The sequence below is a fragment of the Streptomyces sp. enrichment culture genome, assembly GCF_964273255.1.
In the GTDB taxonomy this organism is placed as follows: Bacteria; Actinomycetota; Actinomycetes; order Streptomycetales; family Streptomycetaceae; genus Streptomyces.
The window spans coordinates 6623164-6644321 of the sequence record NZ_OZ186835.1 but is presented as its reverse complement, the minus strand read 5'-3'; the positions used below and the strand labels follow the sequence as shown (position 1 = coordinate 6644321).

The 21158-nt window shown below is 75.8% G+C and carries 18 protein-coding genes; 4 read left to right on the top strand and 14 right to left on the bottom strand.

The window, feature by feature from the left end; genetic code table 11:
- Window positions 1-69: 69 nt before the first annotated feature.
- Window positions 70-1443 carry an alpha-lytic protease prodomain-containing protein gene (locus tag ACSU53_RS29005; protein WP_437032520.1) on the top strand — a complete coding sequence of 458 codons (1374 nt, stop codon included), beginning with the start codon at window positions 70-72 and terminating at the stop codon, window positions 1441-1443.
- Between the two features lie 99 nt (window positions 1444-1542).
- Here the strand turns inward: ACSU53_RS29005 and ACSU53_RS29000 are convergent, their stop codons facing one another.
- From ACSU53_RS29000 to ACSU53_RS28975, 6 genes are all read right to left on the bottom strand, one after another.
- Entirely contained in the window at window positions 1543-2673 is a 1131-nt protein-coding gene (locus tag ACSU53_RS29000; protein WP_437032518.1) for a serine hydrolase domain-containing protein, read from the bottom strand.
- Window positions 2670-3587: a DUF6895 family protein gene (locus ACSU53_RS28995; RefSeq protein ID WP_437032516.1), complete on the bottom strand. Its 918-nt coding sequence runs from the start codon at window positions 3585-3587 to the stop codon at window positions 2670-2672. Before ACSU53_RS28995 ends, ACSU53_RS29000 begins: the two co-directional genes overlap by 4 nt.
- The gene (locus ACSU53_RS28990) at window positions 3584-4600 is read right to left on the bottom strand and encodes a DUF6895 family protein (RefSeq protein WP_437032514.1); all 1017 of its coding nucleotides are present in this window, start codon (window positions 4598-4600) and stop codon (window positions 3584-3586) included. The genes ACSU53_RS28995 and ACSU53_RS28990 overlap by 4 nt, the downstream gene beginning before the upstream one ends.
- Complete coding sequence (locus ACSU53_RS28985) at window positions 4597-5289, bottom strand: hypothetical protein (protein ID WP_437032512.1); 693 nt, start codon at window positions 5287-5289, stop codon at window positions 4597-4599. Before ACSU53_RS28985 ends, ACSU53_RS28990 begins: the two co-directional genes overlap by 4 nt.
- A 22-nt stretch (window positions 5290-5311) precedes the next feature.
- The gene (locus tag ACSU53_RS28980; protein WP_437032510.1) at window positions 5312-5500 is read right to left on the bottom strand and encodes a hypothetical protein; all 189 of its coding nucleotides are present in this window, start codon (window positions 5498-5500) and stop codon (window positions 5312-5314) included.
- Between the two features lie 1100 nt (window positions 5501-6600).
- Complete coding sequence (locus ACSU53_RS28975) at window positions 6601-7857, bottom strand: cytochrome P450 (RefSeq protein WP_437032509.1); 1257 nt, start codon at window positions 7855-7857, stop codon at window positions 6601-6603.
- A 177-nt stretch (window positions 7858-8034) separates the two neighbouring features.
- Here ACSU53_RS28975 and ACSU53_RS28970 point away from each other — a divergent pair, with 177 nt between their 5' ends.
- Window positions 8035-8571 (top strand): hypothetical protein, encoded by a 537-nt coding sequence (locus ACSU53_RS28970; protein ID WP_437032507.1) that lies wholly within the window; start codon window positions 8035-8037, stop codon window positions 8569-8571.
- 211 nt (window positions 8572-8782) lie between these two features.
- Window positions 8783-9745, top strand: a complete 963-nt coding sequence (locus tag ACSU53_RS28965) for a UDP-glucuronic acid decarboxylase family protein (protein WP_437032505.1) — start codon at window positions 8783-8785, stop codon at window positions 9743-9745.
- 37 nt (window positions 9746-9782) lie between these two features.
- Here the strand turns inward: ACSU53_RS28965 and ACSU53_RS28960 are convergent, their stop codons facing one another.
- The 5 genes from ACSU53_RS28960 to ACSU53_RS28940 all read right to left on the bottom strand — a co-directional run bounded on the left by ACSU53_RS28960 (window position 9783) and on the right by ACSU53_RS28940 (window position 15165).
- On the bottom strand, window positions 9783-11069 hold the full coding sequence (locus tag ACSU53_RS28960) for an MFS transporter (protein ID WP_437032503.1): 1287 nt from the start codon (window positions 11067-11069) through the stop codon (window positions 9783-9785).
- A gap of 433 nt (window positions 11070-11502) precedes the next feature.
- Window positions 11503-12066 carry a hemerythrin domain-containing protein gene (locus tag ACSU53_RS28955; protein WP_437032501.1) on the bottom strand — a complete coding sequence of 188 codons (564 nt, stop codon included), beginning with the start codon at window positions 12064-12066 and terminating at the stop codon, window positions 11503-11505.
- Window positions 12067-12183: 117 nt separating this feature from the next.
- A complete protein-coding gene (locus tag ACSU53_RS28950) occupies window positions 12184-12717 on the bottom strand; it encodes a DoxX family protein (RefSeq protein WP_437032499.1) in 534 nt (177 codons plus the stop codon).
- 82 nt (window positions 12718-12799) lie between these two features.
- A complete protein-coding gene (locus tag ACSU53_RS28945; protein WP_437032497.1) occupies window positions 12800-13123 on the bottom strand; it encodes a hypothetical protein in 324 nt (107 codons plus the stop codon).
- Window positions 13124-13506: 383 nt separating this feature from the next.
- Window positions 13507-15165 (bottom strand): catalase, encoded by a 1659-nt coding sequence (locus ACSU53_RS28940; RefSeq protein WP_437032495.1) that lies wholly within the window; start codon window positions 15163-15165, stop codon window positions 13507-13509.
- Window positions 15166-15540: 375 nt separating this feature from the next.
- Between ACSU53_RS28940 and ACSU53_RS28935 the strand changes: the two genes are divergently transcribed.
- Window positions 15541-16461: an alpha/beta hydrolase family protein gene (locus ACSU53_RS28935; RefSeq protein ID WP_437032494.1), complete on the top strand. Its 921-nt coding sequence runs from the start codon at window positions 15541-15543 to the stop codon at window positions 16459-16461.
- Between the two features lie 21 nt (window positions 16462-16482).
- Here the strand turns inward: ACSU53_RS28935 and ACSU53_RS28930 are convergent, their stop codons facing one another.
- The 3 genes from ACSU53_RS28930 to ACSU53_RS28920 form a co-directional block, all read right to left on the bottom strand.
- Entirely contained in the window at window positions 16483-17277 is a 795-nt protein-coding gene (locus tag ACSU53_RS28930) for an alpha/beta fold hydrolase (protein ID WP_437032492.1), read from the bottom strand.
- An 84-nt stretch (window positions 17278-17361) separates the two neighbouring features.
- Window positions 17362-18516 (bottom strand): alpha/beta hydrolase, encoded by a 1155-nt coding sequence (locus tag ACSU53_RS28925; RefSeq protein WP_437032489.1) that lies wholly within the window; start codon window positions 18514-18516, stop codon window positions 17362-17364.
- Entirely contained in the window at window positions 18513-21152 is a 2640-nt protein-coding gene (locus tag ACSU53_RS28920; RefSeq protein ID WP_437032488.1) for a thioester reductase domain-containing protein, read from the bottom strand. The genes ACSU53_RS28925 and ACSU53_RS28920 overlap by 4 nt, the downstream gene beginning before the upstream one ends.
- Window positions 21153-21158 lie beyond the last annotated feature (6 nt).

Below are 21158 nucleotides of genomic sequence, written 5' to 3'. Positions count from 1 at the left end.
GCCGGGCACGACGCCCGGGCGCGCCGGCCGCTCGCGGACGCCCACCACCGAACGAAGGAGATCCACCGCATGGTCCACAGACACGCCAGGACCGCCGCACGGACGGCCCTGGCCGCCCTCGGCGCCCTCGCCCTGGCCGCCGCGCCGTCCGCGGTGGCGGCCGAACCGGCCCCCACCGCCGGGCTCGTGCCCGGCGCCGCCCAGACCCTGGGCGCCGACCGGCCCCCGGCCCACCTGCTGCAGGCCCTCGGGCGGGACCTGGAACTGACACCCGCCCAGGCCTCGCAGCGTCTGGTCAACGAGGCGGAGGCGGGCGCCCGCGCGGGCGTGCTCCGCAACTCCCTGGGCGACCGGTTCGCCGGGGCCTGGGTGCGCGGTGCGACCTCCGGCGAGCTGACGGTCGCGACCACCGACGCCGCGGACGTCCCGGCCATCGAGGGCCAGGGGGCCACGGCCGCGGTCGTCACCCGGACGCTGGCCGAACTCGCGGCGGCCAAGGAGAAGCTGGACGGCGCCGCCGCCGGCCGCGACACCGCCGACACCCCGCTGTGGTACGTCGACGTGCCCACCAACCGCGTGGTGGTGCAGGCCCGCAGCGAGGCCGCGGGCGCCGGCTTCGTCGAGGCGGCCGGACTCGCGGGCGAGGACGTGACCGTCGAGGTGTCCGAGCAGCGGCCGCGCCTGCTGGCCGACATCACCGGGGGCGACGCCTTCTACATCGACGATGCGGCCCGCTGCTCGGTCGGCTTCTCCGTCACCGAGGGCGAGCGGCCCGGCTTCGTCACGGCCGGGCACTGCGGCGGCCCCGGTGACCCGACCACCGGCTTCGACCGCACCGCGCAGGGCGCCTTCGAGGCGTCCGTCTTCCCCGGCAAGGACATGGCGTGGGTGGCCACCGACGACCAGTGGACGCCCACCGCGGGCGTGAAGGCGCAGGACGGCGAGGTCGTCCAGGTCACCGGCTCGGTGCAGGCGCTGGTGGGCGCGTCGGTGTGCCGCTCCGGCTCGACCACCGGCTGGCACTGCGGCACGATCGAGCAGCACGACACGAGCGTGAGCTACGCCGAGGGCCGCGTCGACGGTCTGACCCGGACCACGGTGTGCGCCGAACCGGGCGACTCCGGCGGGCCCTACCTCGCGGGCTCCCAGGCGCAGGGCGTCACCTCGGGCGGTTCCGGTGACTGCACCAGCGGCGGCACGACGTTCTACCAGCCGGTCAACCCGGTGCTCGCCGACTTCGGGCTCACGCTGACCACGGCCGCCGACGGGGCCGCGGCGCCCCTCCCGCAGGACGGCGACGCCCGGGCGTGGACGGCGGGCCGCGTCTACGAGGCGGGTGCCACGGTGACCCGCGACGGCGTCAGCTACCGGTGCCTGCAGACCCACCAGGCGCAGAGCGCGTGGGCGCCGGCCGGCACCCCGGCCCTGTGGCAGCGGGTCTGACCCTCCACCGTACGGCGCGCGCCGGCGGCGGCCTCCGGGCCGCCGCCGGCGCGCCGTGTGCGGGGCGGGCGGGTTCGCGCCCGGGCGGGGTCCGGTCCGTCAGTCGTCCGCGAGGAGGGCGTAGGCGCCCGCCACGAAGGGGTCGTGGGCGCGGAAGCGGCGCGTGCACACGGCGGCGAGGGCGGTGCCGGTGTCCGGCCGGAAGCCGAGGAACGCCTGCTGGCCGAGGGTGGCCCCGCCGTGGAAGTAGAGCGGTCCGCCGTCCGTGGGGTGGCGGAACCAGGCCGTCGTGTGGACGTGCCGGTGTCCGAGGCCCCGGCGCAGCACGGGCGTGCGTACGGCGTCGAGCGCGGGCGCCAGGTCCGGTGACCGGGCCGGGCCGAGGTGGGCCTCCAGGAACGTCAGCAGGTCGTCGGGGGTGGCCCGGACCGCCCCGGCCGCCTGGAAGCCCCCCGGGTCGAAGGGGGGAAGGCGCCGGCCGTCGGCGCGGTGACCGGTGGCGTCCCGGTCGTCGGCGGCGGACCGCACGGTGGTGCCGTGCAGCCCGAGGGGGCGCAGCAGCAGGTCCTCCGTGAGGTTTTGCCAGGGGCTGCCGGTGGCGGCGGCGAGCGCGTGACCGAGCACGGCGACGCCGTAGTTGGAGTAGCGCCAGCGGGTGCCGGGCCGGTGGCGGGGGCGGTGGCGCAGGAACGCGGCGATCACGCGGCCGTCGGGGAACCGGGCGTAGGGGTTGGTGTGCCAGGCGGGCAGGGCGCGGGCCAGGAAGCCGGGCGGGAGGGCGGGCAGGCCGGCGGTGTGGGTGATCAGGTGGGCGAGCGTCACGGGCGGCGCGCCGGCCCGGGCCGGGTCACCTCCCAGCAGGGCGGCGGCCGGCTCCCCGCCGGACAGCCGGCCCGCCTGCACCAGCCGGGCCAGCAGGAGTCCGGTGAACGCCTTGGTGGCCGAGCCGATCTCGTAGCGCAGGCTCTCCCGGGGGCGGGCGGGGGGCGGGGCGGTGCCGCCGGAGCACACGATGCGCCGGCCCCCGCGGGAGACGGCGAAGACGGCGTCGGGCGCGTCGGCGGCGGCGACGGCCTCGGCGAGGCGGGCGCGCAGGCGTGCGTCGCCGGGGTCCGGGGCCGCCCCGCCCGGCCGCGCGGGGTCGTGACGGAGGCCGTCCGGGTGCGCGGACGGCGGCTCGCCGGGCGGGAGCGGTGGGCCGGGCCAGGGTGTGCGGACGGTGCCGGTCATGAGGCGCGGGCCAGGGCGGTCAGGGCGCGGGAGGTGGCCAGCACCGAGGCGAACGCCGCGACCAGCGTGGGGTGGTAGACGATGTCGAAGACCTCGTCCCGGTCGCCGAGGGGCATGTCCCGGACCGCGGGCATGGCGCCGTCCGGCTGCTGGGCGGCGGCGAACGCCGTCCAGGCCGCCTCGTCGAGCGTGGGGCGGGGCAGGCAGGCGTCGACCACCAGGAGCTCGCCGAGCAGGTCCCAGCGCTTCAGGTCGGCCCAGTCGTCGATCCACACCGGCAGCCAGGTGGCGAGGTAGTCGGCGAGGTAGGGCGGCAGGCCCTCGGGGTTCTCCCCCCAGTCCGTCAGGTGGAACACGCAGTGCGTGATGTCGTAGGCGATGTGCCCCTCGACGGTCCAGGGTTCGGGGGTGCGGGCGAGCCAGGTGCGGTGCAGGGCCTCGGCCTCCGGGGGACGGGGGGTGAGGCCGAACCGGCGCTGGAAGGCGGACAGGCCCAGCCGGCGGGTCGGGGTCGTCTCGAAGGCGGTCCAGCCGTCCAGGCGGTGGTTGAGGACCGCGGCGCGTTCCACATCGGGCTGGCTGTAGCCCAGTTCGCGGAACGGCAGGTACACCTCGAACGGGATCGGGGAGATCGGCTCCTCGCGCTGGCCGCGCACCAGCATGCGGCCGCCGTCGAGGCTCTCCCGCCAGGCGTGGTCGAGGAGTTGGCGGGCCAGCCGGGTCTGGCGGGAGCCGGAGACGCCCTCGCGGAACAGCACCTTGCAGATCAGGGCGAGTTCGCCGATGGGCTTGAAGCGTTCCAGGAAGCCCACCTCGGGGTCGGCGTCGGTCTCCAGGCGGAAGCCGTCGCGGTGCGCCCACAGCCACTCGAGGGCGCCGGCCGAGACCTGGTTGATCAGACGGGTGTCGGTCATGCGGGCACTCCTTGTCCGCCATGGGGACGCACCGGGGCGGCGGGCGGGCCGGTCGGCCGCACCGCGGTCAGGACGGCCGCGAAGGCGGCCATGAGGGTGGAGTGGTAGTGGCCGGCGAAGTACCGCTCGGCGGTCGCGGCGTCGGTGCCGTCCGGGCCGGAGCGGGAGCCGGGCGGGCCGGGCGCCGGATCCGGGGGCGTCCCCTCCTCCTCCGGCAGCGCGCCCGAGGGCCGCTGGGCCGTCCGGACGCGCTGCCACCCCTCGGTGAACAGCGGGTCGTCCGCGGGGTGCGGGACGGTGGCGGCCACGGCCAGCAGTTCGCAGGCCAGGTCCCACATCCCGGCCTCCAGGCAGGTGTCGAGCCAGGCGGGCAGCCAGGCGGCCAGGTAGGCACGGAGGTCCGCCGGCAGGGCGTCCGCCGAGCGGCCCCAGTCGGTGAGGTGGAAGACCACGTGGGTGAGCGCGTACCCGGCGGAGCGTTCGAAGGTCCAGGGTTCCGGCAGGCCGCCCAGCCAGGTGTGCCGCGCGGCGGGCGGTCCCTCGCCGGGCCGCCGGATGCCGGCCCGCCGCTCCGCGTGCAGGACGCCGAGCCGCCGGGTGGGCTCCTGTTCGGTGAGCCGCCACCCCCGGGTGCGGCCGACGACGGCGGCGGCCGCCTCGTAGCGGGGGTGGCGCAGTCCGGCGGAGGCGAAGGCGGCGTACACCTCCAGGGGGTACGTGGCGAAGGGTTCCAGGCGGTGCAGCCCCAGGAACAGCTCGCCCTTGGCGGTCTGCCGCCAGGCGAAGTCCAGCAGGGCGGCGGCCCGGTCGTGCAGGGGGTCGGCGGGTGCGGTGTGGCGGGTGACCGTGGCGCACACCTGGGCGAGTTCGCCGAGCGGCTTCCAACTGCGGTCCACCCGCCCATCGGCGGCGAGGGCGTCGTCGCCGAGCAGGAAGCGGTCGCGGTGTGCGGTCACCCACGCGAGCGCGTCCTCGGCGACCCGGCGGGCCGGCCCGTCACCGGACCCGGTCACGCCGGCACTCCGGTGCGGGCCAGGCGCGCCGCCTGGACGTGCAGGGCCACCAGGGGGTCCTGACCGCCCATCAGCTCCACGAAGTCCAGGCCCTGGGCGAGGCCGAGGGTGTCCGGAACGCCGGGCAGCAGGGTGAGCCAGCGGCCGGCTCCGGCCGCCTGGCGCCAGTCGCGGCGGCGCACGGCGCGGACGAAACCGCGGGCCACGTCGACCGGGCGGTGCGCGGCGGCCCGGGCCACGGCGCAGTCCTCGCCGGGGAGCGCCAGCGGTGCCAGGACGGCGAGTTGGTGGGTGAGCAGACGCCAGTCGGCCCCGTCGAGCCAGTCGGCGTCGGGGCGGGCGGACGGCCCCTGGGGCACGGACGGGTCCAGGGTGCGCAGCGTGCGGGCCATCGCCCAGTGGCTCCACCGGACCGTCGGGGCGGCGTCGGTGCCGGGCGGGAAGGCTTCCACCGCCTTGCGGAACACCGCGAGCCGCACCGGGTCGGGCGGGGTGTGCAGCAGGATCTCCGGCAGCAGCGTGTCGGCTCCGACCACGCGTACGGCCGCGAGCGTGAGGCTCGCCGCTTCACCGTCGGCCCCCTCGGGGGGCACGTGCGCGTGGTCCCCGCCCCGAAGGGCGGAGACCACACCGGAAGCGAGGTCCTGCACCGCGCCCTGCAAGAGGGTCGAAGTGCCTGACTGCTCCATCTCGTCACTCCCGTCGATCCGGTCAGCCCTTCTTCGGCCGCGGGGTGGGCGGCGACAGAAGGAGCTGCGTCGTCCCGGAGGACAGGGCCAGCGCGGCGCACTGCCGGCTGTCGCGGTACACGCCGTCGACCTCGGCCGGGTCGAGTGCCGCCTCGATGTCGGCGCTCCGGATACCGGTGAGCTCGTGGATGACCTTTTCTTCGGAAGGCATAACACCATCTCCCTGAGGCGTAGCGGTTACCTTCACCATTCGAATCACCCATTTCGGACGAAGCATGCCAACTTCCTCAGAAATAACTTCTGTCACATCTTCAACGTTCCGGACACGGGGCGTCCGGGCCCCCAACCCGCCCACCGCGCGCCGGGGTGCCGCCGCCGGGCGGCGTGACACCCGGCCCGCGCAGCACACCTGACCGCGCCTCACCCCGCCGAGGAGCAGCCGAGGAGCAGCCGAGGACGCGTCCCCTCGGCGTGGGCCACGGGGATGCCCGCCGCGGGCCGAGGGAGCGGGCCGGCGCCCGGCGGAACCCCGGCGACCGCCGGCACGCCGGCCCAGGCCCGGCCCTCGCCGGGCACCGTGCGACGGTCCGCCGACCGGTGGACCGGAGCGTGCGGGCTGCGGGGTGGTCCGTGCCGGGAACCGCCCCGGGGCGGGCAGCTCGGCGCAACGGAGCGGCGAGGGACGGCCCGTGAAGAGCGCGCCGGGGCCCCGGAGTCCTTCCCTGCCGGAGGGTCCGCCCGCGCGGGACAGCGGCACGCACGGCGGGACCGCCACCGGCAGCGGCGGGCGGGCGGCGGGCGGCGGGCGGCGGGCGGCGGGCGGCGATGGGCAGCGTCGAGGGCTGCGGCGAGGGGCTGTTCGGCCTCCGGGCGGCGGACACCGCGGCCCGGACGCCCACCGGCGGCCCGGGGCGTCGGGGCGAGGCGGCGCGGGCGCCGACGGCGCGGCTCGGGGGCGCCTGCGGCGTCGCCCACGTCACGGACGTCCGGTGCACGCGCGGCGCGTACCACGGTCCCCCACGAAGGACGCCGGGCGGCAGGGGGCCCGCCGCCCTCTTCGGTCGACGGGACCTCTCCGCATCCGGAGTCACGCCGCTTCCGGGCTCACTTCGTCCGGGGTCACGTCATTCGGGTCACGTCATCCGGGTCACGCCGCATCGGGGATCACTCCGGCCGGCCAGGATCGGGCGGGCCGGCCGGGCTGTCGGGCGTCGGCGGTCCGCCGTCACCCCGGCGCCCGCGGCGTCCCGGGAGCGGCGCTGATCCCGCCCCCTCGTCCGGTGCGGTGCGGACCGGTGCGGACGAACGGTCTCAGGCGGCCGCCTGAGACGGCGGGCGGACGCCGGTGAGGACGACGCCGCTGCGCGGGCGGGTCGGGACGCGGTGCAGCGGGATCGTCAGGTTCTGTTCGGGCACGGTGTACTCCAGCCGGGCCAGCCGCACCGTGAGCGCTTCCAGGACGCCGACCGTCACGCCCTCGCCGGGGCAGCGGTGCCCGGTGCGCGGGGAGCCGCCGCCCTGCGGGATCAGCGTGTCGGGCCCGGCCGGGCCGCCCAGGAACCGCTCCGGGCGGAAGGCGTACGGGTCGTCCCACAGTTCCTCGTCGTGGTTCTGCCCGTACACGTCGAGCACCACCAGGCCCCCGGCCGGCAGGGTCTCGCCCCGCCACTGGAGGTCGCGCACGGCCAGACCGCCGAGGAAGGGGACGAAGGGGTAGAAGCGGCGCACCTCGTGGGTGAAGGCCACGGCGAACCCGGGGTCGCCCGCCCTGAGCGGCTCCCGGTGCTCCGGGCCGCGGTGCAGGGCGTGGGCGGCGAACGCGACGAACCAGCTGACGGCGACCGTCGGGCGGAGCACGTTGAGCAGTTCGACCGCGGCGGTCTTCGCGTCGAGCAGCCCGCCGTCCGCGTCCCGGTGCCGGCAGACCAGGTCCAGCACCGAGCCGGCCGGGGCGGCGGCCCGCCCGGAGCGCACCTCGGCCACCAGGCGGGACAGCCGCTCCTCCTGGCGGGCGCGGGCCCGGTGGGCCCGCAGGTGGCGGGGTCCGGCCGTGGCGAACCCGTCCACCATGGCGATCATGTCCCGGGCCACCGGTTCGGCCTCCGGCCCGGTCAGCGGGACGGCGGCCCACCGGTGGACGCCGCGGGTGAGCACGGTGCTCGCCTCGTCGAAGAGGGTGACGGCGGCCCGTTCGCCCCAGCCGGGGACCGCCTCGTCCCAGGCCGCGGTGACGTGGTCGACCAGTGCGGCGATCCGGTCCGGCTCCAGCAGGGGCAGGAACAACTCCTTGCGGGCCCGGTGGGCGGTGCCGTCGAGGGTGTGCACGGCCCCGTGGCCGAACAGGGTGCCGAGGATCGGCTCGGGGAGGGCGCGGTGCCGCTGCACGTTGCGCTCGTCGTAGAAGAAGCGCACGGCGTCGGGGCCGCGCAGCGCCAGGGCGGGCCGGCCGAGGAGCCGTGTGCGGACCACCGGGCCGGCGCTGTCGCGCATCCGGTTGGGCAGCCAGCCGTAGCCCTCGATGAGCAGGGGCAGCGTGCGGTCGCCCAGGGGGCGGCTGAGGAGATCCATGGCCGTCGGGTGCCCCGGCGAGGCCCCGGGACACTCCGCCCGCCGGGTGACCGCCCGCCCGCGCCGGTGTGGCCGACGCCACGCCGTCGAGGAGGTTTGCGTCACTCCTGACCCGTCACGTTCGGCACTACGGTGCTTAGGGAAGGCTCCCCTTACCCAACGTACGGACGGCCCGCAGTGCACGCAGAACTCTCCCCGGTCGTCGCGGCGACCGCCCAGTGGCTGACCCGCTCCTTCCCCGCGTCCGGCGGGGCGCTGTCCGCCGCCCTGTGCGAGGTGCAGGCGCGGCAGGCGGTGACCGTGGCGGCCCTGCTCCGCTACCCGACGGCCATGGACGCCGCGCTCGTCTGTCTGGCGGGCCCCGGCGGCTCGGCCCGGCTCGACTGGGTCACCGGCGCCGACGCCGCGGAGGCGGACGGGACGGGTCCGGCCGACACGGATGCCTGGCGGACCTGGGTGGACGAGGTGGTGGCGAGCTGGGCGGCCTGTCTGCTCGGCGACCCCCTGCTGGCGGCGCGCGCGGTGGCCTCGCTCGCGGACGACGCCGCCGGCACCGGCGCCCCGCGCGAGTTCCGGCGGCTGCTCGCCCCCGACGACGCCGACAGCCGGGCCGCGGTCCTGCTGCGCCACCCCGACCTGCTGGCTCCCGTGCGCGCGCTCCACCAGGACGGCCTGGTCGCCCGGCTGGACCCGGACCACACGCTCACCGCCTGATCGCGGCACCACCCCCCACGCTCACCGCCCGACGCGGCACCGCCCCGCGCCCGCCTCCCGACGCGGCCCGCTCCCGCGGTCCTCACGCCGCGTCACTCACCGGTTCGTACCAGCCCGCCGTGCCGGTGGGCGCCGGGCGGCCCACGCTGGCACGGGGTCCGACACGCTGGGTACCCGGGCCCGTCCACCGACGTCCCGGAGGGCTGAGCACATGACCACCGTCATCTCGCGGGAATGGGAACACGTCGTCGTCACCGGCGGCGCGGGCTTCGTCGGCTCCCACCTGTGCACCGCCCTGCTGGACGCGGGCGCCGCCGTCACCTGTGTCGACGACTTCTGCACCGGCCGGCCGGAGAACATCGCGCCCCTGCTCGACCGTCCCGGCTTCACCCTGGTGCAGGCCGACGTGGCCGAGGAGCTGCCGGTGCGGCGCTCCCCCGACCTGGTCCTGCACTTCGCCTCCCCCGCCTCCCCCGCCGACTACCTCCGGCTGCCGCTGCACACCCTGGCGACCGGCAGCGACGGCACCCGTCACGCCTTGGAACTGGCCCGGAGCGCGGGCGCCCGCTTCGTCCTCGCCTCGACCTCCGAGGTCTACGGCGACCCGCGGCAGAACCCCCAGGACGAGCGCTACTGGGGCAACGTCAACCCGGTCGGCCCGCGCAGCGTGTACGACGAGGCCAAGCGGTTCGGCGAGGCGCTGACCACCGCGTACGCCGACGCGCACGGCGTCGACACGTGCATCGTGCGGCTGTTCAACACCTACGGTCCGCGGATGCGGGGCCACGACGGGCGCGCCGTGCCCACGTTCGTGCGGCAGGCGCTGGACGGGGAACCGCTCACCGTGACCGGCGACGGCGGCCAGACCCGGTCCCTGAGCTACGTCGACGACACGGTGGCCGGCATCCTCGCCGCGGCCGCCCACGGCATGCGCGGCCCGGTCAACATCGGCAACCCCGGCGAGATCACCATGCTGGAGCTGGCCGAACTGGTCATCGAGCTCGCCGGGTCGGATTCGGAGATCCGTTTCATCGAGCGGCCGGTGGACGACCCCGCGGTGCGCTGCCCCGACATCACGCTGGCCAAGGACAAGCTCGGCTGGCAGCCGCGGGTGGCCGCCGAGGACGGGCTGCGCCGCACCATCGACTGGTTCCGCGCCGAGGCGGCGGTCTGACCACGGCGCCGGGCCCCGGCGGGCCGGGCCGGCGCGGTCAGGCCGCCCGGCTCAGCGCGGGCCGGGCGGCGAGGTCGGCCCGGTCGGCGGGTGCGGGCACGGGCTCGGGTGCCGGCACCGGCACGGGTGCCGGTGCGGGTGCCGGTGCGGAGGTGCGCCGGCCGCGCAGCAGGTGACCGGCTCCGATGCAGCCGGCGATGATCAGGCCGCCGGTGATCAGCGCCCCGCGCGGTCCCGCCAGTTCCATGAGGAGGCCGAGGGCGGGCGGACCGCCGAGGCCCCACACCGTGCCGATGCTGCCCCACACGCCCAGCACCCGGCCGCGCAGATGGGCCGGCGGGTCGGTCTGCAGGACGGCGGTGCCCGCGGTGTCGGAGACGGACTCGACCACCGCCATGGGCAGCACCAGGACGAGCAGCACCGCCAGTGAGGGCGACAGCCCCGCCACGACCTGCAGCAGCGCGCCGGCCGCCGCGAGGGCGCCGACCAGCCGCACGGACGGCTTGCGCAGCCGCGCGCCGAGCACCGCGCCGATGATGCCGCCGACCGCGAGGACCGTGGAGACGGTGCCGAACGCCCCGGCCCCGCCCGCGAGCGGACCGGTGACCAGGACGGCCAGGGTGAGCGCGTAGTTCCGGCCGAAGACCGCGCTGATCCCGGTGACCCCGGCCAGCGCGAGGAGGCGGGGGCGCCGGACGAAGAAGGCCAGGCCCTCGCGCACGGTCATGCCCCGCTCCCCGCCGGCCCGCCGTTCCTCCGCGACCCGGCGGGCGGCGCCGCGCACGGGGCGCAGGAAGGGGATGACGGCGGTGACGAACAGGAACGAGAGGCCGTTGGCGAAGTAGGCGGCGGCCGTGCCGAGCAGGCCGACGGTCACGCCCGCCAGCGCGGCGCCCGCGAGACGCCCGGCGTTGTGCACCAGCGCGCCCACGCCGATGGCCGAGGGCACGTCCTCGGCGGGCACCAGGTCGTTTCCGAGCAGGGCGCAGGCCGGCCCGTCGACGGTGGCGACGATGCCGGTGACGGCTGCCAGGGTCATCAGGGACGTCAGATCGAGCCGGTCCAGGGCGACCAGGACGGCGGTGGTGAAGGCGATCACGCCGAGCAGGGCCTGGCTGACGGCGGCCGTCAGCTTCCGGGGCCAGCGGTCGACGGCGGCGCCGCCGAGGAGGCTCATCAGCAGGGCGGGAGCGGCCTGCACGGACATGGACAGACCGGTCGCGGCGGCCGACCCGGTGATCTGGAGCACCAGCAGGTTCTGCACCGTGAGCTGCATCCAGGTGCCGGCGTTCGACACGAAGTTGGCGACGGACCACCAGCGCATGCTGCGGTGGCGCAGGGACCGCCACGGCGAGCGGGTGCCCTTCCCGGCGGGCGGCGGACCGGGGTCCGGGGCAGGGGCGGGCCGGGCGGGTACGGAGGAGGATGACACTGTGCGCTACTCGGGGACGAGCCGGAGGACTCCGGACGAGGGGGCGCGGAGGGCGACGCACCGGCTGCGTCGCGCGGCGGCCCCCGGCACCGGGACAAGGCGCGGACCATCGTGGCAGACGAGGCCGGCGAGTCGTTTCCGGCGGGCCGCGCGGCGGGGCCGGGCGCGGGTCAACGGCGGGGGCGCACAGGCGTCTTGGCGGGGTGAGTGGGGTTGATCACAGAGCCGGACGGGGCCGGGCCGGGCACGCGAGGAGGGGCCCGCCGCCCGGCGGGCCCCTCCTCGTCACGGTCCGGCGTCGTGCCGGTGCCGGGAGTCGGCCGGCTCAGTCGGCCTTGCCGCGGCCGCTGAGGGCGTCCCGGAGCCGGTCGACCATGCCGGCGCCCGGCGCGAGCAGCTTGTTCGCCGGGGGCTTGTCCGGGGCGGCGGGGTGCGGACGGGTCGGCGCCGTCTTCTTCGCCTGGCGGACCTTCTCCCCCAGCCGGTCAAGTTCCTCGGTGGAGCAGGAGGCCCGCAGCTGCGGGAACAGGTTCTGCTCCTCGTCCGCGATGTGCCCGCGGATCTCGCTCATCAGCATGCCGATGAGCCGGTCGAACTCGGCGTCGCCCGCGTCGCAGCCCTCGAGGTCCTTCATGATCTGCTCGGCCTCGGCGTGGTCCCGCAGTTCCCGGTCGGCCAGGGCGTCACCGTCCGGAACGTGCTCGCGCACCGCCGGGTAGAGATAGGCCTCCTCGGCCACCGAGTGCCGTACCAGCTCGATGGTGGCCTGGTCGGCGTAGAGCTTGCGGTCCTTGTGACCGGGCGGCAGCGCCTCGATCTTGCCGAAGAGTTCCTCGACCTCCCGGTGGTCGGTCACCAGCTCGTCGATGACGTTTCCGCCGTGTCCCATCGTCTTCACCTCCGTATCGGCAGTGGCACCCGGCCGGGCGCCACTGACGTTCCCCGGGTCCCCAGGGCCCCGCCGGGCTAACCACGGTGTCCGGCCCGTCGCGTGGGCGCGGGGCGGTCAGCGGGGCAGTTTGGCGCGGACCCGGCCCGCGGCCGCGGCGGGGCGGGCCCCGGCCCTGACCGAGCGGCGCACCAGGCGGGCGTCGCGGCGCAGGTCGTGGGCGGCGTGCCGGCCGCGCCACAGCAGCGAGGGCGCGGCACCGGTGTCGTCGGCGGCGATCAGGAGTCCGCCGAGCATGGACAGGTTCTTCAGGAAGTGGATGCGCTGAGCGGAGCGCTCCGACGGGTCGTCCACCTCCCAGAAGCGGTGGGCCGCCAGGGTCGTGGGGACCAGCGTGGCGGCGATCGCGAGGGCGGCCGGCCGGGGCAGGCGCCCGGTGGCGAGGAGCAGTCCGCCGACGACCTGGACGGCGCCGCTCAGCCGTACCGAGTCCTCGGTGCGGTCGGGCAGGGCCGTGACGCGCTCGGTCACCGGCTGCACCACGGGTTCGGCGGCCGGTGCCACGCTCTTCGGGTTGCGGACGGACTCCCAGCCGCCCGCGACGAACATCGAGGCCAGCATCGGGCGGCCGAGGACGCGCAGCAGACTCATGCCTTCTCCTGAGGTTCCGTGGGTGCGGGACGGGGTGCCGGGTTCCCCCACGGGGTGCGGGCATGCGACGGGCGGGACGCGCTCACCAGTAGCGGGTGGTGAGCGCGGGCTGGTGGAGGGCCTCGACGGCGTCCCGGAGGGCCAGGGCGACGCTGATGGTGGCGCGCAGGGCCGAGGGCCGCACCTGCTGCGCGGTCTCGGTCGCCAGGACCAGCAGGCAGCCCGCGGCCTGCTCCACCACGGAGACGGGGAGGGTGTAGTCGCTGTCCGCGGCGGAACGGAACGCCTTCAGCGGGATGCCGGCTCCGTCGACGGTCCGCCGGGCGGCCTGTTCGAGGTGCTGCGCGGCCTGCTCGCAGACGTCGGCCGGCAGGATGAGGGTGCGCTGGAACGAAGAACTCGTCATGGTCCCATCAGTCCCACGGCGCTGGGCTGTTCGATCGCCGGAGGGCGGGATTTCACCGTCCCGCGTGACCGGCCGCGGGTGCATCCGGAGCCGGTCACGCGGGGACGCGCCACCGGCGGTCGGGCCTCGTTCCGGCCGACGGACAGGCAGGCGGGCAGGCGCGTCCCCGGCCGGCCACGACTCCCCCGGCCCGGCCGTACACACGACGGCGTGCACCGGCAGCCCTCGTGGGGGTGGGGCTGCCGGTGCACGCCGTGTGCCGAGCGGCGGACCCGGCCGACGGATCCAACCGGTGGACGGGACCGATGCACGGGACCGATGCACGGGACCGATGGGCGGGACCGATGGGCGGGACCGATGGGCGGGACCGCCGGGTCAGTGGGTCAGCGGGTGACCACGTGCCGTTCGTTGGGGACGCAGTGCGTCATGGTGAGGCCCTCGACGTCCCGCGGGGGGTTGTCGCCGAGGTTGGCCAGCCGCTTGCGGTCCTCGTCCGTGAGGTCCTGGCTCTCCAGCGGCTCCAGGTGGGCGAGGTCCTCGGGCGTGATGCCCAGCCCCTCGGCGACCCGGCGGCCGAGGTCGTTCTCGGCCATGTAGCAGTGCCACACCATGCGGTCGCGGACCTCCTTGTCGCACTGGCCGAAGAGGTCGATGAAGTTCTTCACCAGGTCGTCGCGCTCCCAGTCCTCCATCAGGCAGTAGCGCTGGCCCGCCTGGAGGTAGTCGTTGGTGCGCGGGATGCGCTTGCGGGTGAGCCGGCCGCGGATCTCCGGTCCCTGCTCGTCGTGCGTCGGGAACTGGGCCTCGCGCAGGCCGCCGGTGATCGACGGCTCGTAGTTGACCTGCGGGTTCTCTCCGCCGCCGTCCACGTGGTAGGCCATCTGGCCGTCGCGCTGGTTGGTGCGCACCTGGGCGTTCTTGGCCTGGTTGACCGGCAGCTGCAGGTAGTTCGGGCCGACGCGGTAGCGCTGGGTGTCGCTGTAGGAGAACGTCCGGCCGACGAGCATCTTGTCGTCGGAGAAGTCCAGGCCGTCGACGAGGACGCCGGTGCCGAACGAGATCTGCTCGTTCTCGGCGAAGTAGTTCTCCGGCATCCGGTTCAGCACCATCCGCCCCACCGGCTTCGGCGGGAAGTCCTGCTCGGGCCAGGTCTTGGTGTCGTCCAGCGGGTCGAAGTCCAGCTCCGGGTGGTCGTGGTCGTCCATCATCTGGACCAGCAGTTCCCACTCGGGGTACTCGCCGCGGGCCACGGCCTCGTACAGGTCCTTGGTGGCGTGGCCGAGGGAGTCCGCCTGGACGTTCGCCGCGTCCTCCTCGGTCATGGACCGCACGCCCTGCTTGGGCATCCAGTGGTACTTGACCAGCTTGGTCTCGCCGGCCTCGTTCACCCACTTGTAGGTGTTCACGCCGAAGCCCTGCATGTGGCGGTAGTCCGACGGGATGCCGCGCGGGCTGAACAGGTTGACCAGCATGTGCATCGACTCCGGCGTCTGCGACATGAAGTCGAAGATGCGGCGCGGCTGCTGTTCGAAGGTCACCGGGTCCGGCTTGAGGGCGTGGATGACGTCCGGGAACTTGATCGCGTCCCGGATGAAGAAGACGCCCAGGTTGTTGCCGACGAGGTCCCAGTTGCCGTCCTCGGTGTAGAACTTCACGGCGAAGCCGCGGGGGTCGCGGGCCGCCTCGGAGGAGTCGCGTCCGCCGATGACGGTGGAGAAGCGGACGGCCACGTCGGTGCGCTTGCCCGCTTCCTGGAACAGCTTGGCGCGGGTGTAGCGGGAGATCGGCTCGTCGCCCCAGGTGCCGTACGCCTCGAAGTGGCCGTAGGCGGTGACGCCGCGGGCGTGCACGACGCGCTCGGGGATGCGTTCCCGGTCGAAGTGGCTGATCTTCTCCAGGAACTGGTAGTTCTCCAGCGTGGCGGGGCCACGGGCGCCGACCGTGCGCTGGTTCTGGTTGTCGTAGACCGGGTGGCCCTGGCGGTTGGTGAGTACCTCGCGGTCGTCGCCCGGAGCGGGACCCCGGCTGGAAACGTCCGTCATGATCGTGGGCTCCTTCGAACTGCTCATGGCTTGGCGGGCCGGTGCACGGTGACTCCGGCCACCGGCCGCCGCGGCGGAGGGCCGGGTATCCCCGCGTCGCGGGGTCACGCACGCTCCGGCGTCCCGGTTCGTCCCGGCCCGTCCGCCGGACGGACCGCGCTCGGCGGTGCACCGGGCGCGCGACGGATGCGTACGCGGCCATGGTGCCGTGGATCACCCCGGTCGGCGACTCGGCGTGTCCGCTCGATGGCGTTCAGCGACGAAACCGCGGACCATTGCGAAGCGGAACAGTGATCCGTATCGTAAACGGATCAGCGTTCCGCTTCTCCTCGTACGGCGGCGCGCCCCCGGCGTGCCGCTCGGAAGGGTTCCTCCATGCATCCTGCGCCCACCGACGGGCCGGCCCCCGTGATCTCCGTGCAGCCGGTCGTCCTGCCCGCCCCCGGACGGGGTGCGGACCTCCAGGTCCGCGTGTCCGCCCCGGCAGCCGGTGACGGCCTGCCGGTCGTGGTCCTCTCGCACGGCCACGGCTGCTCGATGCGCCACTACGGTCCGCTGGCGGACCACTGGGCCGCCGCCGGCTTCGTGGTCCTCCAGCCCACGCACCTCGACTCCCGCACGCTCGCCCTGCCGGCGACCGACCCGAGGACCCCGCGGATCTGGCGGTACCGGGTCGAGGACCTGGTCCGCGTGCTGGACGGTCTTCCCGCCCTGGAGAAGGCCCTGCCCGGGCTCGCGGGGCGGGTCGACCGGGAGCGCGTCGCCGTCGCCGGTCACTCGTGGGGCGCCCAGACGGCGGGCGTCCTGCTCGGCGCGCGGGTCCTCGGAGCCGACGGCGAGCCCGGCGAGGACCTGTCCGACGCCCGGGTCGGCGCGGGCGTGCTGCTGGCCGCGGCCGGCCTGGGCGACGACCTCACGCCGTTCGCCGTCGAGCACCTGCCCTTCATGCGGCCGCATTTCGCCACCCTGACGACGCCCACGCTGGTCGTCGCCGGGGACCGGGACCGGTCCGCGCTGACCACCCGGGGGCCGGACTGGTTCACCGACGTCCACCGGCACGGTCCGGGGGCCGCGGACCTGCTCACGCTGTTCGGGGCGGAGCACTCGCTCGGCGGGATCTCCGGCTACGAGGCCGCGGAGACGACGGACGAGAGCCCGGCCCGGGTGGCCCTCGTCCAGCGGCTCACCACCGCCTACCTGCGCAGCGCCCTGCGGCCGGACGACCCGTCGTGGAAGGAGGCGGCCGCGGCGCTGGGCGCGCAGGCAGAGCCGCTCGGGGAGCTGCGGAGCAGGTAACCGCGCTCGGGGCCGGCCCCGTTACGCGGTCGGCTCCGGGGCCGGGGCGGTGAGGAAACGGTCCAGGGCGGCGGTGAGTTCGGCGGGCCTCTCCACCGGGAGTTCGTGTCCCGCGTCCACGATGCGGATCACCGCGTCCGGGTAACGGGTCGCCATGCGCAGCATCTGCCGCACCGGCAGCTGGATGTCGTGCAGGCCGTGCACCAGCAGGACCGGGACGCGGATCTCGCCGACCCGGTCCAGGACGTCGAAGGCCCGCATCGCCGCGTACAGGGTCATGACGACCTCGCGGGGCGTGGCCGCCGAGTCGCGGATGTACCGTCTCACCTCCTCCCGGGGGTGGCCGGGGCCGAAGGCCCGCTGGATGTTGGCGGCGACGAACACCTTGAATGGCACCCGGGTGGACGCCGCCATCAGCAGCCCCCGCCCCCGGCTGTAGGTCATCCGGCTGATGGAGTTCACCAGCACCAGGCGCTCGACCCGGTCGGGGTGGGCGAGGGCCAGGGTCTGGGCGATCATGCCGCCCATGGAGTGGCCGACCGGGACGAAGCGGTCGACGCCGAGGTGGTCCAGCAGCGCGACGACGTCCCGGGCCAGCGCGTCGATGGTGGGCACGCCGGCGCCGCCGCTCTCGCCGTGCCCGCGCAGGTCGAGGCGGATCACCCGGCGGCCGGCGCCGAAGTGGGCCACCTGGTGGTCCCAGCGGCGCCGGTTCGCCGTCCAGCCGTGGATGAACACCAGGGGGGTGTCCTCGGCGTCGCGGGGCCCCTCGTCGTCGTACGTCAGGTCCGCTCCGTCGACAGCGAACTGCGGCATGGGGGTCGCCTCCTGGGGTGCGATCCGGTGCGTCGGGCGCCATCCGGTTACTGGCGGGTAGCGTAGCGGGCGGCGGGGCGGCCGTCAGCGCCGTTCGGCGAGGAAGTCCAGGATGTGCCCGTACACGTCCAGGGCGGCCCCGCGGCCGAGGAACGTGTCGAGGTGGCCGTAGCCCGGGATCTCCGTGTACCGCACGTCCAGCTGCGGCTGCCGGCGGGTCAGCACCTCGTGGCAGAGCTTCTGCGAGTCCAGCCAGAGCCCGTTCTCGCTGCCCGACAGCAGCAGCAGCGGCGCGTCGATCCGGTCCGCGGCGTCCAGCGCGTTGGCGGGCAGGGCGCGGTAGCGGTGGTCGGTGTCGTGCCAGCGGACCACCGAGCGGGCCAGTTCGATGCGCCGCAGGTGGGGCAGGATCCACAGCGGCGCGGGACCGAGCAGGTCGGCGAGCCGGTCGTGGGTGGCCGCCGCGAGGTTCTCGTGCCGGAACAGTGAGGCGCCGCTCCCCCAGGCCGAGTGGTGCAGGATCCGGCAGGTGGGGTCCGGGCAGCCCTCCCCGCGGGAGGCGAGGGCGAACAGCGGGGTGTACTTCGACCACAGGCCGACCTTCCGGAAGTCGACCGGGATGTGGTCGGTCCGGTTCCTCAGCAGCTCCCCCGCCAGCGACATCCGCAGGGAGGTGCGGCCGGACAGCTTCGGCGTCAGGAACACCCCCTGGGCGACCACTCCGGCCAGTTCCGGGACCAGGCCCGCCGTCATGCTCAAGGACAGCGAGAGGGCACCGATGCAGTGCGCGACCACGAACAGCGGCCGGTCGCCGACGCGGGAGCGGACGTGCTCGACGGCCGCCGGGATGTCGTACAGGGCGACGTCGTCGTAGGTGTAGCGCCCGCCCGTCTCGTTGTAGGGCAGCCGGCAGCTGCCGCGCCAGTCGAGCAGCCAGGGCTGGCAGCCGTCGTCCAGGAGCACGTCGACGAGGTTGCGCACCTCCGGCAGGAGGAACATGTCGGCGGACGCGGTGTGCCCGTGCAGCAGCAGCACCGCCGGCCGGCCGGGGCCCCCGGGGCCGACCCGGGTCAGGCCGAGGCGGACGCCGTCGCCCGCCCGCAGGGGGATCTCCTCGACGGCGGCCGGGTCGAGCCGGTGCCGCAGGGGCCGCAGGGCGGGACCCGACCGGACCCTGCGCAGGGCGGGCCGGGGGGCGGAACGGGCGGTACGGGCGGAACGGGCGGAACGGAAGATCATCGGTGGCGCTCCGTGAGGGTGGTGGTGCGGCGCAGGTCGAGGAGGTCCGCGGTGACCCGGGCGAAGGGGGCGAGCAGGCCGCGGCCCATTTCGAGACCGAACCAGGCGAGCCAGGCCAGCTTGGCGGCCCGCGCCTCCCGCTCCGTCAGCCGCGGATCGGTCCGCAGGCCGTCGATCTGGTCTGGGACGTAGGAGTCGGCGGGGACGACGACCTCGCCGTGGAAGGCGGCCGGCTCGCCCTCGCGGCCGATGCGCACGCCCAGCGCGCGGGCCTGCCGCCACAGGTCGCGGCGGGCCCGGGCGTGCTTGCGTCCGTCCAGCCACCAGTGGCCGCCGTCGGGGTCCCGCAGCCGCAGCCGGTAGCGGATGAGCTGGTGCGTCGTGCCGTGCTCCTCGGGGATGCCCTCCTCGGGACGCACCCACAGCGCGCCGCGCTCCACCGTCAGCGGACCTGGGTGCACGGCGGGGCAGGTGACCTCGCCCCGGACGTCGACGCGGCGCTCGGTGACCAGTTGGTGCATGCTCGCCACGGACAGCGTCAGCGCCATGGAGCACGGGCCGGCCGCCTCCTCGCCGACGGGCCCGACGGTGCCCCCGGTCGTCTCGGTGAACCACAGCAGGGGCGGGTCGGCGGCGCCCGGCAGCCGTCCCAGGCCGTCCTCGGCGAGCCGCTCGAACGTCTTCAGCCGGGCCCGCGCGTCGTAGCGGGCGGCGCGCGGCAGGTCCAGTGCCTCGACGAGGGCGGCGGTGCGTTCCGCCCCGGCGGCGGGCCCCGTGAGGGTCGCCTCGCACAGCTTCAGCGCGGTGGGGCTGCGCAGCACCCGGGTGAGGAAGTCCAGCGCGGGGACCGGCTCGGCCTCCAGCCGGGCCAGGACGTCGGCGCGCCACTCGTCCCAGTCCCGCACCCGGACGTGCAGACCGCCGGCCGCCATGTCCCGGACGACGTCGTCCAGGGTGTTGGGCACGCCGGTGAGGTGGTAGTCGAAGCCCCACGCGTCCGGTTCGCAGATCACCGCGACGGCCGTCCGGCTCACCCAGTCGACCGGCGCGGCGTTCAGATGACGGAAGGCGGGGACGGTGCGGAAGCGGCCGAAGGCCGAGAGCAGCCCGCTGCTGAGGTCCTGCGGGTTGTACGCGCCGGTGCGGGTGTGGCCGCCGATGCCGCCGGGACGCAGTGCGGTGACGACCAGCCCGTGGTCGCGTGCCCGGCGCAGCGCCACCTCGGCGGCCCACTTGCTCTGGTCGTAGCCCGCGACGAGGCGGTCGACGTGCGCGAGCGGGTCGTCCTCCCCCATCGAGACGATCCCGGCCTGGTTGAACACGGCGATGGAGGAGACGTGGTGCAGCGGCTTGGGGCGTCCCGACGCGGCCAGGTCGGCGAGGGTGAGGGCGCCGAGGACGTTGCTGCCTCGCAGCGACGGGTAGCCCCGCAGGAAGTCGACGGCGGCGGCCACGCCGACGACGCCGTCCAGCTCGTCCGCGAGGCGGGTCCAGGTCTCCTCGGTCAGGCCGAGACGCGGGCGGCGCAGGTCCCCGGGCAGGACGGTGATCCGGCGGCGCACCTCCGACGACCAGGGCAGGCGGTGGCTCCGCAGCGCCTCGCCCAGGCGGTCCAGTCCGGCCCGCTCGTCGGCGGCGCGCACCAGGCAGTGGACGTGGGCGTCGCTGTGCCGCAGCAGGTCCAGCAGCATGTGACCGCCGAGGAATCCGGTGGCGCCGGTGAGGAGCAGCCGCCGGGGCGGCACCGGCTCGGGGTCCGCCGTGAAGGGCAGGCGGTCGGCCAGGGCCAGGTCGGCGAGGATCTGGTCGAGGTCCTCGCGCCGGGCCCCGGTGGGTGCCCGCTCCGTGACGGCGGCGACGGGCGCGGGGCCCCGGGCGGGGGGCGGTGGCGGCGCGGGGGCGTGAGGGGTGCGCGAGGTGCTGACGGCGCGGGGCGCGACGTCCTCGGGGGCCGCCGGCGGCTGCGGCACGAGGGCTGCTCCCGGGCCCGTGCCGTTCGCGGGCGGTGGCGCATCGGTGCTGAGCGCCGGGCCGGTGCCCGGGTCCGGTACGAGGGCGGCCGTCCGTGAGCCGGTCGCGGTCCCGGCGGCGGGCCGGCAGCGGCGGGCCAGGCTGTGCGGGCGGGCGTCGGCGAAGAGGTCGTCGAGGTCGAGGACCAGGCCGAGTTCGTCCTCCAGGGCGGCGGCGAGTTCGACGGCGTGGACGGAGGTGCCGCCGGCGTCGAAGAAGTCGGCGTCGGCCGGGAGGTGCCCGTCGGGCAGGAAGCGGGCGGCCAGCGTGGCGATGGCGGCGGCGAGGCCGTCCGGGTCGTGCGGGGCGGCAGCGTCGGACGGGGGCGTGCCCGCCGGGGCGGCGGGGCGGGGCACGTCCGCCGTCGGGGTGTCCGCCGTGGGGGTCCCGGTCGCCGTGGGGGTCCCGGTCGCCGGCGGGGTCCCGGTCGCCGGCGGGGTCCCGGTCGCCGGCGGGGCGTCGGCGGAGGCGGGGTGTGTCGCCTCGGCCGGCGGGGCGTCGGCCCGGGCGGGCCGTGCGGCCTCGGCGGCCTCGACCCGGGCGAGCAGGTCCGCCACACCGAGGGGGCCGCCGCCGCGTTCGATCGCCTCGGCCCGGGCCACCGCGTCCTGGTCCGTCTCACGCATCGGGGT

Excerpts from the sequence above, each read along its gene's own strand:
- ACSU53_RS28960 (WP_437032503.1), bottom strand. The coding sequence starts at position 11,069 with ATGCGCTGGTGGTCCGTCGCCAACTTCGTGTCGAACGCCGGCACCTGG.
- ACSU53_RS28950 (WP_437032499.1), bottom strand. The coding sequence starts at position 12,717 with ATGAGTCTGCTGCGCGTCCTCGGCCGCCCGATGCTGGCCTCGATGTTC.
- ACSU53_RS28980 (WP_437032510.1), bottom strand. The coding sequence starts at position 5,500 with ATGCCTTCCGAAGAAAAGGTCATCCACGAGCTCACCGGTATCCGGAGC.
- ACSU53_RS29005 (WP_437032520.1), top strand. The coding sequence starts at position 70 with ATGGTCCACAGACACGCCAGGACCGCCGCACGGACGGCCCTGGCCGCC.
- ACSU53_RS28935 (WP_437032494.1), top strand. The coding sequence starts at position 15,541 with ATGCATCCTGCGCCCACCGACGGGCCGGCCCCCGTGATCTCCGTGCAG.
- ACSU53_RS28975 (WP_437032509.1), bottom strand. The coding sequence starts at position 7,857 with ATGGATCTCCTCAGCCGCCCCCTGGGCGACCGCACGCTGCCCCTGCTC.
- ACSU53_RS28945 (WP_437032497.1), bottom strand. The coding sequence starts at position 13,123 with ATGACGAGTTCTTCGTTCCAGCGCACCCTCATCCTGCCGGCCGACGTC.
- ACSU53_RS28925 (WP_437032489.1), bottom strand. The coding sequence starts at position 18,516 with ATGATCTTCCGTTCCGCCCGTTCCGCCCGTACCGCCCGTTCCGCCCCC.
- ACSU53_RS28985 (WP_437032512.1), bottom strand. The coding sequence starts at position 5,289 with ATGGAGCAGTCAGGCACTTCGACCCTCTTGCAGGGCGCGGTGCAGGAC.
- ACSU53_RS28930 (WP_437032492.1), bottom strand. The coding sequence starts at position 17,277 with ATGCCGCAGTTCGCTGTCGACGGAGCGGACCTGACGTACGACGACGAG.
- ACSU53_RS28920 (WP_437032488.1), bottom strand. The coding sequence starts at position 21,152 with ATGCGTGAGACGGACCAGGACGCGGTGGCCCGGGCCGAGGCGATCGAA.
- ACSU53_RS28965 (WP_437032505.1), top strand. The coding sequence starts at position 8,783 with ATGACCACCGTCATCTCGCGGGAATGGGAACACGTCGTCGTCACCGGC.
- ACSU53_RS28955 (WP_437032501.1), bottom strand. The coding sequence starts at position 12,066 with ATGGGACACGGCGGAAACGTCATCGACGAGCTGGTGACCGACCACCGG.
- ACSU53_RS28940 (WP_437032495.1), bottom strand. The coding sequence starts at position 15,165 with ATGACGGACGTTTCCAGCCGGGGTCCCGCTCCGGGCGACGACCGCGAG.
- ACSU53_RS29000 (WP_437032518.1), bottom strand. The coding sequence starts at position 2,673 with ATGACCGGCACCGTCCGCACACCCTGGCCCGGCCCACCGCTCCCGCCC.
- ACSU53_RS28995 (WP_437032516.1), bottom strand. The coding sequence starts at position 3,587 with ATGACCGACACCCGTCTGATCAACCAGGTCTCGGCCGGCGCCCTCGAG.